At 64.0% G+C, this 15,252-nt stretch carries 14 protein-coding genes; 1 reads left to right on the top strand and 13 read right to left on the bottom strand.

The annotated features are described in order from the left end of the window. Positions 1 to 4 precede the first annotated feature (4 nt). Positions 5 to 823: a 6-phosphogluconolactonase gene (gene pgl, locus ACSBOX_RS09265; protein WP_442545729.1), complete on the top strand. Its 819-nt coding sequence runs from the start codon at positions 5 to 7 to the stop codon at positions 821 to 823. Here pgl and ACSBOX_RS09260 read toward each other — a convergent pair. From ACSBOX_RS09260 to uvrA, 13 genes are all read right to left on the bottom strand, one after another. Then, a complete protein-coding gene (locus tag ACSBOX_RS09260) occupies positions 776 to 1,171 on the bottom strand; it encodes an RNA polymerase-binding protein RbpA (RefSeq protein WP_442545728.1) in 396 nt (131 codons plus the stop codon). The genes pgl and ACSBOX_RS09260 overlap by 48 nt on opposite strands. 83 nt (positions 1,172 to 1,254) lie before the next feature. Beyond that, the gene (gene secG / locus ACSBOX_RS09255) at positions 1,255 to 1,512 is read right to left on the bottom strand and encodes a preprotein translocase subunit SecG (RefSeq protein WP_074589634.1); all 258 of its coding nucleotides are present in this window, start codon (positions 1,510 to 1,512) and stop codon (positions 1,255 to 1,257) included. A 47-nt stretch (positions 1,513 to 1,559) separates the two neighbouring features. After that, positions 1,560 to 2,375, bottom strand: coding sequence for a triose-phosphate isomerase (gene tpiA / locus ACSBOX_RS09250; RefSeq protein WP_442545727.1), 816 nt, complete (start codon positions 2,373 to 2,375; stop codon positions 1,560 to 1,562). A gap of 83 nt (positions 2,376 to 2,458) precedes the next feature. Next, entirely contained in the window at positions 2,459 to 3,685 is a 1,227-nt protein-coding gene (locus ACSBOX_RS09245) for a phosphoglycerate kinase (protein WP_442545726.1), read from the bottom strand. A gap of 9 nt (positions 3,686 to 3,694) precedes the next feature. Further along, positions 3,695 to 4,705, bottom strand: coding sequence for a type I glyceraldehyde-3-phosphate dehydrogenase (gene gap, locus ACSBOX_RS09240; RefSeq protein ID WP_442545725.1), 1,011 nt, complete (start codon positions 4,703 to 4,705; stop codon positions 3,695 to 3,697). 285 nt (positions 4,706 to 4,990) lie between these two features. Further along, positions 4,991 to 5,614: a superoxide dismutase gene (locus ACSBOX_RS09235; RefSeq protein ID WP_028267347.1), complete on the bottom strand. Its 624-nt coding sequence runs from the start codon at positions 5,612 to 5,614 to the stop codon at positions 4,991 to 4,993. Between the two features lie 109 nt (positions 5,615 to 5,723). Next, a complete protein-coding gene (whiA, locus tag ACSBOX_RS09230) occupies positions 5,724 to 6,704 on the bottom strand; it encodes a DNA-binding protein WhiA (RefSeq protein ID WP_133202987.1) in 981 nt (326 codons plus the stop codon). 9 nt (positions 6,705 to 6,713) lie between these two features. Next, positions 6,714 to 7,730, bottom strand: coding sequence for a gluconeogenesis factor YvcK family protein (locus ACSBOX_RS09225; protein WP_078108794.1), 1,017 nt, complete (start codon positions 7,728 to 7,730; stop codon positions 6,714 to 6,716). Beyond that, on the bottom strand, positions 7,730 to 8,653 hold the full coding sequence (gene rapZ, locus ACSBOX_RS09220) for an RNase adapter RapZ (RefSeq protein WP_442545724.1): 924 nt from the start codon (positions 8,651 to 8,653) through the stop codon (positions 7,730 to 7,732). The genes ACSBOX_RS09225 and rapZ overlap by 1 nt, the downstream gene beginning before the upstream one ends. Before the next feature lie 88 nt (positions 8,654 to 8,741). Then, positions 8,742 to 10,736, bottom strand: a complete 1,995-nt coding sequence (uvrC, locus tag ACSBOX_RS09215; protein ID WP_442545723.1) for an excinuclease ABC subunit UvrC — start codon at positions 10,734 to 10,736, stop codon at positions 8,742 to 8,744. A 58-nt stretch (positions 10,737 to 10,794) separates the two neighbouring features. Then, entirely contained in the window at positions 10,795 to 11,463 is a 669-nt protein-coding gene (locus ACSBOX_RS09210) for a lysophospholipid acyltransferase family protein (protein WP_442545722.1), read from the bottom strand. Continuing rightward, positions 11,450 to 12,166 carry an HAD hydrolase-like protein gene (locus ACSBOX_RS09205; protein WP_253190919.1) on the bottom strand — a complete coding sequence of 239 codons (717 nt, stop codon included), beginning with the start codon at positions 12,164 to 12,166 and terminating at the stop codon, positions 11,450 to 11,452. The genes ACSBOX_RS09210 and ACSBOX_RS09205 overlap by 14 nt, the downstream gene beginning before the upstream one ends. Positions 12,167 to 12,266: 100 nt before the next feature. Then, entirely contained in the window at positions 12,267 to 15,194 is a 2,928-nt protein-coding gene (gene uvrA, locus ACSBOX_RS09200; RefSeq protein ID WP_442545721.1) for an excinuclease ABC subunit UvrA, read from the bottom strand. Between the last annotated feature and the right edge of the window lie 58 nt (positions 15,195 to 15,252).

The raw sequence follows: 15,252 nt of genomic DNA, 5'->3' as shown, positions 1-15,252 counted from the left end.
CCCAGTGAGCGCTGACCCCAGAGTAAGCATCCATCCCGACTCCGCCGTCCTTATGGCCGCGATCGCAGCACGGCTTATCACCAAGCTGGTGGACATCCAGGACAAGCACGGGGAAGCCACTGTGGTCCTCACCGGCGGAACCGTGGGCATCGGCACCCTGCGGGCGGTTGCAGACTCGCCCGCGGCGCCAGCTGTCGACTGGTCCCGGGTGAACTTCTGGTGGGGTGACGAGCGCTTCGTTGGCAAGGACAGCACGGACCGCAACACTGTGCAGGCACGTGAGGCGTTGCTTGCCAGCCTGCCGGTCGACCCGGCCCGCGTGCACGAACCGGGTTCAACGGACGAGTTCGGCACGGCGGACGAGGCCGCGGCGGACTACGCGGCCCGGCTCAAGGCTGCAGCTGCCGCCGAGCACGCCGCCGACACTTCGGACAACCGTCCGGAGGAGGCCGGCGAGTTGCCGCGTTTCGACGTCCTGCTCCTCGGTGTGGGTCCTGATGCGCACATTGCGTCGCTCTTTCCGGAGCAAGCGGGTATCCGGGTGAAGGACCGTACTGTCGTGGGGGTCGAGAACTCCCCCAAGCCGCCGCCGTCGAGGATTTCGCTGACGTTGCCCGCGATCAATTCAGCAGAGGAAATCTGGATGGTCGTGGCAGGCGAGGACAAAGCCGGTGCGGTGGGACTGGCCCTCGCTGGGGCCAACCCCGTCCAGGTTCCCGCCTCCGGCCCTAGCGGCCGGTCAAGGACCCTGTGGCTCATCGACGAAAACGCGGCCTCACGTGTCCCCCAGCAGCTCATCCGCAAGGATCCCGCGGGCGCGTAACCGTTTGAGCGCTCCGGCCAGGACAATCTCGGCGTCCTGGCTGGAGCGTCTTTCTTTAACGTAGTCCAGGTGGCTTTTGAAGACTTCATCGTCCGCACGTTCCATGGTGGCCTCGCCCTGTTCGCGGACAGCAATCAAGCCACATTTCGGGCAGTCCCATCGAATCGGGATTTGATCTTCCGGGAGCTTAACGAAAACAAGCCGCGTTTCATGTCCCTTGGCGCACCAATAGGGAACACGAATACGCGGCAGGCTTTCGCCAACAACAGAGTCGGGTTGGTTTCTCGGGGCCGATCCAGCTGTTGCGCCGGCCCGTGTGCCCCGGAATCCAGAAGTACCATGAACCATCGTCGATCCCCTTGAGAGTTCGGCTGCATGGCGGTGAAGGCCATGCAGCCTAGTCTAATCGGAGGATCCCGACAGGGGCAGTGCTAGGAGTCTCCGCCCGAAGTGAAACGCATGATGAGGCCAAGCCCGATGATCACGACGCCCCAAGTGCAGCCCAAAACGATGGTGAAGCGGTTGAGGTTTCGCTCTGCGACACCTGAAGAACTCAATCCTGAGCTCATGCCACCGCCAAACATATCGGACAACCCGCCGCCCCGCCCCTTGTGGAGGAGGATGAGCAGCGTCAGCAGAAGACTGGTGATGCCCAGCAGGATCTGCAGAATAACTTGAAGAACGTCCACGACGGCCTTTCAGAAGAGCGGAAAACGGGAGCGGAACCTAAAACGGACTAAGCCGCGCTGAGGTGGCTCTCGAACCTGACAATGTTAGCAAACTCGGCGGGGTCCAGGCTCGCGCCACCCACGAGCAATCCGTCGACGTCGCTTTCGGCCATGATCGCTGCCGCGTTGTTGGCCTTGACCGAGCCGCCGTAGAGGAGGCGGGTCTTGCCTGCCACCGCATCGTCGAACAACGATGCGAGCTCCGAACGGATCGCCGCGCACATCTCCTGCGCGTCTTCCGGACCCGCGACTTCTCCGGTCCCAATGGCCCAGACAGGCTCGTAGGCGACAACCAGTTCGCCTGCTTGCTCTGCGGAGAGGCCTTCGACGCCGGCGCGCAGCTGGGCGAGCGTGTGCTCCACATGGGTGCCGGCCTGGCGGACCTCAAGGCCCTCGCCGACACACAGGACGGGCGTGACCTCGTGGCGGAAGGCGGCTTTGACCTTCGCGTTGAGGACCTGGTCGTCCTCGTTGTGGATCGTACGGCGTTCGCTGTGTCCCACGAGGACGTAGGCGCAGCCAAGCTTGTTGAGGAACTGCCCGGAGATATCGCCCGTGTATGCACCGGAGTCGAACTGCGAAAGGTCCTGGCCGCCGTAGACGACGTTCAGCTCGTCGCCCTGGACGAGGGTCTGCACACCGCGCAGGTCGGTAAACGGCGGGAAGACCGAAACCTCCACCCGGCTGTAGTCGTGGTTGGCATCGGACAAGGTCCATGCCAGCTTCTGCAGCAGGGTGATGCCTTGGACGTGGTCCATGTTCATCTTCCAGTTGCCGGCGATGAAGGGCTTGCGGATGAAGTTTCCGTTGGCAGAAGTTGTCACGTGTGCTCCAAAGATGCGTTGAGATAGGGAAAGCCGGCGGGGCGCTTGCCTTCCAGGAAGGGCGCCCCGCCGGCCGTGTAGCCTTAGCGGTCCAGAACGCTCAGGCCGGGAAGATCCTTGCCTTCAAGGTATTCCAGGCTGGCGCCGCCGCCGGTGGAGATGTGTCCGAACTGGGAGTCCTCGAAACCGAGGGTCCGGACAGCTGCGGCGGAGTCGCCGCCGCCCACCACGGTGAATGCCTGCGTCTCGGTCAAAGCCTGGGCGATGGCACGGGTGCCGCCCGAGAAGGCTTCGAATTCGAAGACGCCCATGGGGCCGTTCCAGAACACGGTCTTGGCGGCCTTGATCTGTTCGGCGAAAGCCGCTGCGGATACCGGTCCGATGTCCAAGCCGATGCCGGAGGCGCCGAACGAGCTGTCCTCGATCGCGTCCGCGGCGACCACTTCGTGCTCGGCGTCCGCTGCGAAGCGGCTGGCGACCACGACGTCGGTGGGGATCACGAAGGCGGTACCGGCGTCGGAAGCGCGCTTGAGGTAGTCCTGGACCACGGGGATCTGGTCGGCTTCGAGCAAGCTGCCCGCCACCTTGTGACCAACGGCCGCGAGGAAGGTGAAGAGCATTCCGCCACCGACGAGGATGGTGTCAGCCTTGCCCAGGAGGTTGTCGATCACCGCGAGCTTGTCCGAGACCTTGGAGCCGCCGAGAACGACGACGTAGGGGCGCTGGGTATCCGTGGTGAGTTTGCGAAGAACCTCCACCTCGGTGTGCACGAGGTCCCCCTGGTAGGAAGGAAGCCGCGTGGCGACATCGTAAACGCTGGCGTGCTTGCGGTGGACGGCCCCGAAGGCGTCATCCACGAAGGCACCGTTGTCTCCGGTCAGGGCCACGAGTTCATCGGCGAAGGCGCCGCGCTCGGCGTCGTCCTTGCTGGTTTCGCGGGCGTCGAAGCGGACGTTTTCCAGGACAAGGACGTCTCCGTCGCCCAAAGACCCGGCCAGCTCCTTGGCGGACTCACCGACGGTGTCTTCCGCGAGCTGGACCTTGAATGGCGCGAGCTCCGCAAGCCGAGCGACCGCAGGCTTGAGGGAGTACTTGGCCTCGGGAGCGCCCTTGGGGCGTCCCAGGTGGGCCGTGACGAGCACGCGGGCACCGGCGTCCGAGAGCTTTTCGATGACCGGGAGGGAGGCCTTGATGCGGCCGTCGTCGGTCACTGTAGAGCCGTCGAGCGGCACATTCAGGTCACTTCTGACAAGAATGTACCGCCCGCGGACACCTTCAGCGATCAGTTCGTTGAGGGTGTGAGAAGTCATGTGTCTACCCTAGCCCAGCTTGGATGCGACGAGCTCCGTGAGGTCAACGAGGCGGTTGGAGTAGCCCCATTCGTTGTCATACCAGGAAACAACCTTGACCTGGTTGCCGATGACCTTGGTGAGGCCGGAGTCGAAGATCGAAGAAGAGGGATCGCCGACGATGTCCGAAGAGACGATCGGATCTGCCGTGTAGCTCAGGATGCCCTTGAACTGCTCGGTCTCGGAAGCTGCCTTGAGGGCGGCGTTGACTTCCTCGACGGTCACTTCGCGGGAAACGGTGACGGTGAGGTCCGTGGCGGAACCGGTCGGGACCGGAACGCGGATGGCGTAGCCGTCGAGCTTGCCCTTGAGCTCCGGGAGGACGAGGCCGATCGCCTTGGCGGCACCCGTGGAGGTGGGAACCATGTTGATCGCTGCGGCGCGTGCACGGCGAAGGTCGCTGTGGGGGCCGTCCTGCAGGTTCTGGTCTGCCGTGTAGGCGTGCACCGTGGTCATGAGGCCGCGCTCGATGCCGAAGGCGTCGTTGACGACCTTGGCCAGCGGGCCGAGGCAGTTGGTGGTGCATGAAGCGTTGGAAATGATGTGGTGCGCTGCGGGGTCGTAGAGCTCGTGGTTGACGCCCATGACGATGGTGATGTCTTCGTCGGAAGCAGGAGCGGAGATCAGGACCTTCTTGGCACCTGCATCGATGTGCTTCTGTGCGGCGGCAGCCTTGGTGAAGAAGCCGGTGGACTCGATGACGATGTCAACGCCCAGCTCGCCCCAGGGGAGGTTCGCAGGATCGCGCTCCGCAAGGACCTTGATGATGCTGCCGTCGACAACGAGGTTGCCCTCTTTGACTTCGACGGTTTCGGTCAGCCGACCGCCGACGGAGTCGTACTTCAGAAGGTGGGCAAGCGCCTCGGGACTCGTGAGGTCGTTGACCGCAACAATTTCGAGGTCTGCACCCTGGGCGAGTGCTGCGCGGAAGTAGTTGCGGCCGATGCGGCCAAAGCCGTTGATACCAATACGGGTGGTCACTATTCAGTCTCCTTGGTGCTCTTGCAAGCACACCTAGTGAGTCGGATCTTGATTCCAACTAACAATTCCCGCACATCATTGGGCAGAAGTGATTATCAGATCGGAGGGCGACCAGCCACATTGCTGAAGGCTAACCGCCTTCCGTGACCCATCTTACGTTTAACTACGTCTGCCCCCGCAACTGCGGGGGCAGACAATCCGGTATTTGGGCGAAATTCACCTGAATGTGAAGTTTGTTACATCCCTGTGTATTCCGCGTCACGCACCGATGTGGCGGGCGTTTCCCTAGAGGACAATCAGCCCTGTGGCGTTCGCGCGGGCGGCTTCGAAGCGCTTCGCGACGTCTGCCCAGTTGACGATGTTCCAGAAAGCCTTGACATAGTCAGCCTTGACGTTCACGTAATCCAGGTAGAAGGCGTGCTCCCACATGTCCAGCATGAGCAGGGGCGTGGTGCCGACGGCGACGTTGCCCTGCTGGTCGTAGAGCTGTTCGATAAGCAGGTTGCCACCGATGGGCTCGTAGGCGAGGAAGCCCCAGCCGGAACCCTGCAGGCCAAGGGCGGCTGCAGTGAACTGGGCGCGGAATGCATCGAAGGAGCCGAAGGCGTCGTCGATGGCTGCAGCCAGCTCGCCCTCGGGCTTGTCGCCGCCGTCCGGGGAGATGTTGTTCCAGAACACGGAGTGGTTGATGTGGCCACCGGTGTGGAACGCGAGGTCCTTGGAGAGGCGGTTGATGTTGGCGAAGTCGCCCTTGTCGCGGGCCTCGGCCAACTGGGCCAAAGCGTTGTTGGCGCCTGCTACATAGGCAGCGTGGTGCTTGCTGTGGTGCAGCTCCATGATCTTCGCCGAAATGTGCGGCTCAAGTGCTGCGTAGTCGTAGCCGAGCTCCGGCAGTACGTACTCTGTCACGAAATCCTCCAATGTAGTGGACCGGGGTCCGGTTGGTAACTCTCGTTTTGTTCATCCGGCCGGCGAACCGGCCGGAAATCCACACCCTGACGATTCTAGGACGGGAGCTTTATTCGTCCATCATTTCGGGGGTCACATTTGCCTCGGTGCCCGGGATCCCCAGGTCACCGGCCCTCTTGTCCGCCATGGCCAGGAGCCGGCGGATCCTCCCCGCGATGGCATCCTTGGTCATCGGCGGGTCGGCAAGCCGGCCCAATTCATCCAGGCTGGCCTGCTTGTGGGCCACCCGGAGCTCGCCCGCGTACTTGAGATGGTCGGGGACGTCGTCGCCAAGGATTTCCAAGGCCCTGTCCACGCGGGCGCCGGCGGCGACGGCGGCCTGGGCCGAACGCCGCAGGTTGGCGTCGTCGAAGTTCGCGAGGCGGTTGGCCGTAGCCCGGACTTCCTTCCGCATGCGGCGTTCCTCCCACACCATGAGGGCGTCATGGGCGCCCATCCGGGTGAGCAGGGCGGCGATGGTGTCGCCGTCGCGGATGACCACGCGATCCACTCCGCGCACTTCCCGCGCCTTGGCCTGGATGCCGAGGCGGCGCGCTGCGCCTACCAGGGCAAGTGCGGATTCCGGCCCGGGGCATGTGACCTCGAGGGATGAGGACCGGCCCGGTTCGGTGAGGGAACCATGTGCCAGGAACGCGCCGCGCCACACAGCCTCCGCGTCCGACGCCGAACCGTTGACGACGGCGGACGGCAAGCCACGCACAGGCCGTCCGCGGCCGTCCAGGAGGCCGGTCTGGCGGGCCAGGGCTTCGCCGTCGCGCACTACGCGGACGACATAGCGGCTACCGCGCCGGAGTCCCCCGCCGGAGACGACGATGATCTCGCTCTGGTGCCCGTAGACTTCGGCGATCGCGGCGCGCAGCCGCCGCGCCGTCGAGGCGAGGTCAACCTCTGCCTCGATCACGATGCGGCCCGAAATGATGTGCAGTCCGCCGGCAAAACGCAGCATGGCCGAGACTTCGGCCTTGCGGACGGACGACTTCTTGATGTCCAGCCGGGAAAGTTCTTCCTTGACCGATGCGGTCAGTGCCATCGCATGTTCCTAACTATTCCCGAAGATATCGTGATACGCCGATGCCAGACGCAGCGGGTCGTGGACTGGACGGCGGCTCGACGCCCCCACTTTACCCAAGACCACCTCGGCACCGATCATCCCGGCCGCGCGTTCGAATTCCTTGAGGTCCGATATCGACGACGGATCGGCCAGGACAACGTCCACGCTGAACTCCGGCGCGTAGTGGCGCAAGGCATCCAGATGGTCGGCAGCGGACATCCCGGAGGTTTCCTTGGTGTCCATGGCGAGGTTCATGGTGAGGCAGCGTTTGGCGGGTGTGTCGCAGAGGGCCTGACGCATTTCGGGCAGCAGCAAATGCGGCAACACGGAGGTGTACCAGGAGCCGGGACCCAGAATGATCCAGTCGGCCAGCTCGATGGCAGTCAGCGCTTCGATGCAAGCTCGCGCATCTTCCGGGAGGAGCCTGACGTTTTCGAGCGAACCGGCAACGGCGCACTTGGCCTGGCCCTTGACGGACTGGAGCTCGTAGCCGCCGCCGGGCAAGGGCACACGGACGTCCCCTTCGATGTTCAGCGGTTGGGAGGACATGGGGAGGACCTGGCCGCGGGCACCCAAAAGGGCACCTGCCCATTTCAGGCCCGCGACGGCGTCGCCCAACAGCTCCCAGAGGGTGACAATGAGCAGGTTCCCCATGGCGTGGTCGTCAAGGGAACCTTGGCGGCCGCTCGGCGTCTTGAAGCGGTGCTGCATGACGTCCCGCCAGGTGCGCCCCCAGTCGGTGTCATCGCACAGGGCGCTCAGCGCCATGCGAAGATCGCCGGGCGGAAGGACGCCGTACTCCTCGCGCAGCCGCCCGGAGGATCCGCCGTCGTCGGCAACGGTGACGATCGCGGTGAGCTCCGAGGTCAGGAGCCGCAGCGCTGACAGCGAGGCGGAAAGGCCGTGTCCGCCGCCGAGCGCCACCACGGTGGGACCCTTGGCAGGCTGGCTGCCGGGGGCGCCCTTCGGTGGAACCAGCGGCAGGGGTCCGGTCAGGACCCCCATTACTCGCGACCCAGATCGCGGTGGCTCGTGGTGACGGTGACGCGGGGATATTGCGCCAGCCGTTTGGAAAGTTCGACGGCGACCGCGACTGAACGGTGCTTCCCGCCCGTGCAACCGACGGCAATCGTCGCGTAGTGCTTGTTTTCCGTCCGATAGCCGTCGAGGACGGGCTCCAAGGCAAGGACGTAGCGGTCGATGAAGTCCTTGACTCCATCGGCCCCGAGGACATACTCGCTGACATCGGCGTCGAGTCCCGTGTGCGGACGCAATTTCGGAACCCAGTGCGGGTTGGGAATGAAACGCGCGTCCGCCACGAAGTTGGCGTCCACGGGCAGCCCGTACTTGAAGCCGAAGCTCATGACGTTCAAGCGCAATGCCACGGGGCCCGTGTCGGTGAAGAGTTCGGTGATCGCGGTCGCCAGGCCGTGGACGTTGTACGTACTCGTGTCCAGGACGACGTCGGCCGACTCCCGGAGTTCCTTCAGGACGTCGCGTTCCGCCGCGATGCCGTCCAGGATCCGGCCTCCGCCCTGGAGCGGATGCGGGCGCCGGCCTTGTTCAAAGCGGCGCACCAGGACGTTGTCGCTGGCATCCAGGAAGAGGAGGCGGAAGGTGATTCCGCTGGCGCTGAGCGCCCCGAGCGCGGTCCTGATATCGGTGAAGAGGCCTTTGCTTCGTACGTCCACGACGACGGCGAGCTTGGGGATGGACTGGGGCGCGTGCGAGACGATTTCCGCCAGCGTTCCGAGCATCTGGGGCGGGAGGTTTTCGACGACGTACCAGCCGTGGTCCTCCAGGGCGTCCGAGGCCGTGCTGCGGCCTGCTCCGGACATGCCGGTCACCACCAGCAGTTCCGCTTCGACAGGCTTGACGGGTACCAGACCGTCCTGCTCCGCGCCGGATCCTGCTGTTGGCTCTGACATCAAGTTTCCCCGTTTCTGAGATGGTCCAAAGTTTGTGGGATGGCCCAAAGGCGGACCACTTTCGGGAGCGGTCCGCTTATTACCCTAGCTAAATTTCAAGGATTTCGCCGGTGGTCATGTTCACGGCAGGAGCAGCCTCTCCGGAGGCGCCTGCTGCGGCCAGATGGTTGACGACGGCTTCAGCCAGCGCCGGGCCGATCCCCTTCGCGGCTGTGAGCTCGAGGGCGGTTGCCGCCTTGATCTTCTTGAGGGAACCGAAATGGGCCACGAGCGCCTTCCGTTTGGCCTCGCCGAGGCCCGGAACGCCGTCGAGGGCGGAGACCGTCATGGCCTTGCCGCGCTTCTGCCGGTGGAAGGTGATGGCGAACCGGTGGGCTTCGTCGCGAATGCGCTGGAGCAGGTAGAGTCCCTGCGAAGTGCGGGGCAGGATCACCGGGAAGTCGCTGTCCGGCAACCAGACTTCTTCGAGGCGCTTGGCGAGGCCCACGACGTAGACGTCGTCGATCCCCAGTTCCGCGAGTGCCCGCGCGGCCGCGTTCACCTGGGGCTGCCCGCCGTCGACGACGACGAGGTTGGGCGGATAGGCGAATTTCGCCTTGGCTCCCGTGAGGGCGGCGTCGTCTGACGGCGGTTCCCCGGCGCCGGGGTTCGGGACCTCTCCGCTCTTGGGAAGCTGGGCGGATTTATCCTGCAGGTAGTGCCTGAAGCGCCTGGTCAGGACGTCGTGCATCGCCGCCGTATCGTCTGTTGCGGCAGCGCCGGTGATGGAGAACTTCCGGTAGTCGGCTTTCTTGGGGAGTCCGTCCTCCACCACCACCATGGACGCAACCACGTTGGTGCCCTGCACATGGGAAATGTCGTAGCACTCGATCCGGAGCAGCGGCACGGGAAGTTCGAGGGCTTCCTGCAGTTCCTGGAGCGCCTGGGAGCGGACGGTGATGTCGCCGGCACGCCGGACTTTGTGAAGCTTCAGGGCCTGCTCGGCGTTTTCCCGGACGGTGGACATGAGGGCAGCCTTGTCGCCGCGCTGCGGCACGCGGATATCCACCTTGGCGCCCCTGAGGCCGCCGAGCCATTCAAGCAGTTCGTGATGGTTGCTCGGAACCTCCGGCACGAGGACTTCGCGGGGAATGCGGCCCTGGTTGTCGCTGTCTTCCCCGTAGACCTGCTGCAGGAGGTGCTCGATGAGTTCCGGAGTGGTGGCGTCTTCGACCTTTTCGACGACCCAGCCCCGCTGGCCGCGCACCCGGCCTCCCCTGACGTGGAAAACCTGCACGGAAGCCTCGAGGTCGTCTTCGTGCAAGGCGAAGACATCCGCGTCCGTGTCCTCGGAAAGCACCACGGCGTTGCGCTCGAACACCTTGCGCAGGGCGACGATGTCGTCCCGGATCCGAGCTGCCCGTTCGTAGTCCAGCTCGGCGACGGCGGCGCCCATATCCTTTTCGAGGCGCGTGATGAAGCGTTTCGCTTCGCCACCCATGAACGAGCAGAAGTCTTCGGCAATGGCCCGGTGCTCCTCCGCGGTGACGCGGCCGACGCACGGGGCCGAGCATTTGTCGATGTAGCCAAGCAAGCACGGCCGGCCGCTGGCCTGGGCCCGCTTCAGCACGCCGGGACTGCAGCTGCGGACCGGAAAGACCCGCAGCAAGGTGTCCATGGTCTCGCGGATGGCACCGGCCGTATACGGCCCGAAGTAGCGGGTTCCTTTGCGGCGTTCACCGCGCATGACCTGGACCCGCGGGAGCTTCTCCCCCATGCTCACGGCGAGGTACGGATAGGTCTTGTCGTCACGGAAGACCACGTTGAAGCGTGGCTTGAATTCCTTGATCCAGGTGTATTCGAGCTGGAGCGACTCCAGCTCGCTGCCCACCATGGTCCACTCGACGCTGCTGGCGGCGTGCACCATGGCATACGTCTTCGGCAGCAAGCCGGCAGGGTTGGCGAAGTACGAGTTCAACCGGGAACGGAGGTTCTTTGCCTTGCCCACATAGATGACACGGCCATGCGGATCCCGGAATCGATAGACGCCGGGGGTGGTGGGGATTTCTCCGGTCTGGGGTCGATAACTCGCTGGATCTGCCACAGATCCAGTCTAGTAAGGGAATCGCACTCCCCCGTACGGGCCGGCCGGCCCGCTGAAGCTACTCCGCGGACTTGCTCTGGTTGTAGCTGGCTGAGCGTTCCTGGCCGCTCAACACCGCGATGGCATCCATGATCTTGTCAGTCACTTCGCGCCGGGCAGGCAAGGAATGGTCCGGACCGGTCTTCTCGAAGTAGAGCGGCTCGCCCACCTTCATGGTGAAATGCTGCGGACGGACAGTATTGCGGTCCACCGGCTGCAACTTGTCCGTGCCGATCAGGCCGACCGGGATGACGGGCGCGCCAGTGGTCAGGGCAAGCCAGCCGACGCCGGTACGCCCGCGGTACAGCAAGCCGTCACGGGAGCGGGTCCCTTCCGGATAGATTCCGATGCCCCTGCCGTTCTCCAGGATGTCCAGGAGGGTCTTGAGGGCCTGCACGCTGGCTGCCTGCTCGCCACGTTCCACCGGAATGGACCCCACTGCCTGGAAGAACGCCTTCATCGCGCGCCCTTTGAAGCCTTTGGTGGTGAAGTATTCGGCTTTGGCAAAGAAGCCCACCGGGCGGGGCATCAAGGCCTGGACGATCACGCTGTCGAGAAAGGACAAATGGTTCGGGGCCACAATGAACGGCCCTTCCTTGGGCACGTTTTCCAGGCCGATGACCGTGGGCCGGCACGTGCCGGAAATCAGTCCGCGCGTGGTCCAGCGGATGACATCAAAGGCTTCCATCGTTCTGCACCTCACTCAGGGCCGCCGCGCGGACAGCGTCAAGTTCTTCGATCTTCTTCAGCAGCTGCTCCGCGGTGTCGACGACGGCGACGGCGCCCGCCTCCCGAAGCTCGCCGTCGGGCGCAAATCCCCAACTGACCCCGATGCAGTCGAGCCCGTTGGCCATGGCACCTGCAACGTCCTGGTGGCGGTCCCCGACCATCACGGCAGGCTGGGAATGCAGGGTGGCCAGCGCCGCACCAACGATTGCCACTTTGCCCGGAGCCGTATTGGCGGCCATTGACTCGTCGTCCGAAGCACCGCAGATGGAGGCGAAGAAACCGGCAATGCCGTGGTGTTCCAGGACGACGCGCGCCAGGCCCTGGGGTTTCTGGGTGGCCACGGCAACCGGCCGCCGGGACTCCGCGAAGAACTCCAGGAGCTCACGGATGCCCGGGTAGAGCCGGCTTTGGCCGATTCCCTCGGAACGGTAGTAGCCGCGGTACAGCCCGATGACTTCGTCGACTTTTCCCGCGGGAACCCCGGCAATGTGCTCCAGGGAATCGCTGAGCTTGGGTCCGACCATGGAGTCCAGCACGGCTTGTTCCGGGACACGGAGGCCCATTTCGCCCAGGGCCGCGGCGATGCCGCCGGTTATGCCACCTGCAGGATCGACAAGGGTGCCGTCCAGATCAAAGATTACGGGCACCATTGTTTGAGTCACCGGGTTAGTTTCTCACGAGTTGAGGCATGCCTGAAACTCACATGCCGGCCAGGGAATTCTTCGAGCGCACCCGAAATTTTCCCCGGCCGTTCACCCAGGACTAGGCGAGAATCTCTGCGAGGAAGGTAGCGGTGTGGCTTTCCGTCGACTTGGCAACCTGTTCGGGGGTGCCCGTTGCCACGATGCGCCCGCCGCCTGAACCGCCATTGGGACCAAGGTCCACAATCCAGTCTGCGGACTTGATGACGTCAAGGTTGTGTTCGATGGTGATGACCGTGTTGCCCTTGTCCACCAATCCCTGCAGCACCATGAGCAGCTTGCGGATGTCCTCGAAGTGGAGGCCCGTGGTGGGCTCGTCCAACACGTAGACGCTCCGGCCATTCGAACGCTTCTGGAGTTCCGAGGCAAGCTTCACGCGCTGCGCCTCGCCACCGGAAAGCGTGGTGGCGGGCTGCCCGAGCCGGACATAGCCGAGGCCGACGTCGACGAGGGTGTTCAAATGCCGGGCGATGGGGGTGAATGCCGCAAAGAACTCGGCACCCTCCTCGATGGGCATGTTGAGCACGTCGGCGATCGTCTTGCCCTTGTAATGGACCTCCAAGGTCTCCCGGTTGTAGCGCGCGCCATGGCACACCTCGCAGGGAACATAGACGTCCGGCAGGAAGTTCATCTCGATCTTCAGGGTGCCGTCACCGGAGCACGCCTCACAGCGGCCACCCTTGACGTTGAAGGAGAAGCGTCCCGGCTGGTATCCGCGGACCTTGGCTTCGGTGGTCTCCGCGAAGAGCTTCCGGATGTTGTCGAAGACGCCGGTGTAGGTGGCCGGGTTGGAACGCGGGGTCCGCCCGATGGGGCTCTGGTCCACGTGAACCACTTTGTCGAGGTGCTCAAGGCCCTGCACAGAGCGATGCCGGCCGGCGACCTGCTTGGCCCCATTGAGCTTGTTGGCAAGCACCTTGTAAAGGATCTCGTTCACCAGGGTGGACTTCCCTGAACCGCTGACTCCCGTGACTGCCGTGAAGAGGCCCAGCGGGAAGGCGGCGTCGACGTTGTTCAGGTTGTTTTCGCGTGCGCCGATGACCTTGAGCTCGCGCTTCTTGTCGTACTTGCGCCGCTTTGCCGGGATGTCGATCTTGCGCCGCCCGGACAAATAGTCGCCGGTCAGCGAGTTCGTGTTTTCGAGAAGCTCCTTGTAGGAACCGGAGTGCACCACCTGGCCGCCGTGCTCGCCGGCGCCGGGTCCAATGTCCACCACCCAGTCGGCCTCGTGGATGGTGTCTTCGTCGTGTTCGACCACGATGAGCGTGTTGCCCAGGTCGCGAAGCCTCGTCAGGGTCTCGATGAGGCGGCGGTTGTCCTTTTGGTGCAGTCCGATGGACGGCTCGTCGAGGACGTACAAGACACCTACCAAGCCGGAGCCGATCTGTGTCGCGAGCCGGATGCGCTGTGCTTCGCCACCGGAGAGGGTTCCGGAGGGCCGTTCGAGATTCAGGTATTCGAGTCCGACGTCCAGGAGGAACGTCAGGCGGGCCTGGATCTCCTTGAGGACCTGGTGGGCAATCTGGGCTTCGCGGTCAGTGAGCGTGAGGCTGCCGAGGAAGTCGGCGCAGTCCCGCATCGGGAGGGCCGCTACTTCGGCGATGGACTTGCCGTTGATCAGCACGGAGAGCGAGGCCGGGTTAAGCCGGGCGCCGTTGCATTCAGGGCAAGGAATCTGCCGCATGTACTCTTCGTAGCGGTCGCGCGCCCAGTCCGAGTCCGTTTCGCCGTGCTTGCGGTGGACGTACTGGATGGCGCCTTCGAAGCCCGTGCTGTACTTGCGCTCCCGGCCGAACCTGTTGCGGTACTGCACCACCACCTTGTGGTCTTTGCCGTACAGCACCGTTTGCCGCACTTCCTGCGGCAGCTTTTCCCAGGCGGTGTCCATGGAGAAGTCGAGCTCCAGGGCGAGGCCCTCGAGGAGGCGGTTCCAGTACTCCGTGGTGGCAGTGCCCAGGGACCACGGCGCAATGGCGCCCTGGTTCAAGGAGAGTTCCGGGTTGGGTACGACCAACTCTTCATCGACTTCGAGCTTGGTGCCGATACCGCTGCAGGCCGCACAGGCGCCGAAGGGGTTGTTGAAGGAGAACGAGCGTGGCTCGATTTCGTCGATTGCCAGCGGGTGCTCATTGGGGCAGGCAAGGTTTTCGGAGAAGGCCCTGATCCGTGCGGGGTCTTCGGTGTCGAGGTCCACGAACTCGGCCAGCACGCGGCCTTCGGCAAGTCCGAGCGCGGTTTCGATCGAGTCGGTCAGTCGTTGGCTGATTCCTTCCTTGACCACCAGACGGTCCACGACAACTTCAATCGAGTGCTTGAATTGCTTGCCGAGCTTGGGCGGATCGCTCAGCTGGACGAGGTCTCCGTCAACCCGGGCGCGTGAGTATCCCTTGGCGGTGAGCTCCTTGAAGAGCTCGACGAATTCACCCTTGCGTCCGCGGACCACGGGGGCGAGGATCTGGAAGCGGGTGCCGGATTCGAGCTCCAGCAGCTGGTCCACGATCTGCTGCGGCGTCTGGCGCGTGATCGGTTCGTGGCACACCGGGCAATGTGGCCGGCCGACACGTGCCCACAGAAGGCGCATGTAATCGTAGATCTCGGTGATGGTGCCCACCGTGGAGCGCGGGTTCTTGCTCGTCGACTTCTGGTCGATGGAGACTGCCGGGGAGAGGCCCTCGATGAAATCGACGTCCGGCTTGTCCACTTGGCCGAGGAACTGGCGGGCATAGGCCGACAGTGACTCCACGTACCGGCGTTGGCCCTCGGCGAAGATGGTGTCGAAGGCCAAGGACGACTTGCCGGATCCCGACAAGCCCGTGAAAACGATCATGGCGTCACGGGGAAGGTCGAGATCGACGTTGCGGAGGTTGTGTTCACGCGCGCCCTTGACCACGAGCCGCGACAGGTCATGTCTTACGGGCGCGGCGGGTGGTTGCGCGGAAACGCTTGCGAAGGATTCGACGGCGGGGACTTCAGCTACGGCTTTAGGCACCCACTAATGCTAATCGAAAACTTCTTCGAATTTCCATGTGGCATCCCACACCCTACCG

This window comes from Arthrobacter sp. KN11-1C, assembly GCF_052180225.1.
Taxonomy (GTDB): Bacteria; Actinomycetota; Actinomycetes; order Actinomycetales; family Micrococcaceae; genus Arthrobacter.
The sequence above is the reverse complement of the archived record's forward strand: the minus strand, read 5'-3'. Positions and strand labels throughout refer to the sequence as shown.

Bases quoted from the DNA above. Each gene is read 5' to 3' on its own strand.
- rapZ (WP_442545724.1), bottom strand. From the start codon at position 8,653: ATGTCAGAGCCAACAGCAGGATCCGGCGCGGAGCAGGACGGTCTGGTA.
- ACSBOX_RS09225 (WP_078108794.1), bottom strand. From the start codon at position 7,730: ATGGGGGTCCTGACCGGACCCCTGCCGCTGGTTCCACCGAAGGGCGCC.
- ACSBOX_RS09245 (WP_442545726.1), bottom strand. From the start codon at position 3,685: ATGACTTCTCACACCCTCAACGAACTGATCGCTGAAGGTGTCCGCGGG.
- ACSBOX_RS09210 (WP_442545722.1), bottom strand. From the start codon at position 11,463: ATGGAAGCCTTTGATGTCATCCGCTGGACCACGCGCGGACTGATTTCC.
- whiA (WP_133202987.1), bottom strand. From the start codon at position 6,704: ATGGCACTGACCGCATCGGTCAAGGAAGAACTTTCCCGGCTGGACATC.
- ACSBOX_RS09260 (WP_442545728.1), bottom strand. From the start codon at position 1,171: ATGGTTCATGGTACTTCTGGATTCCGGGGCACACGGGCCGGCGCAACA.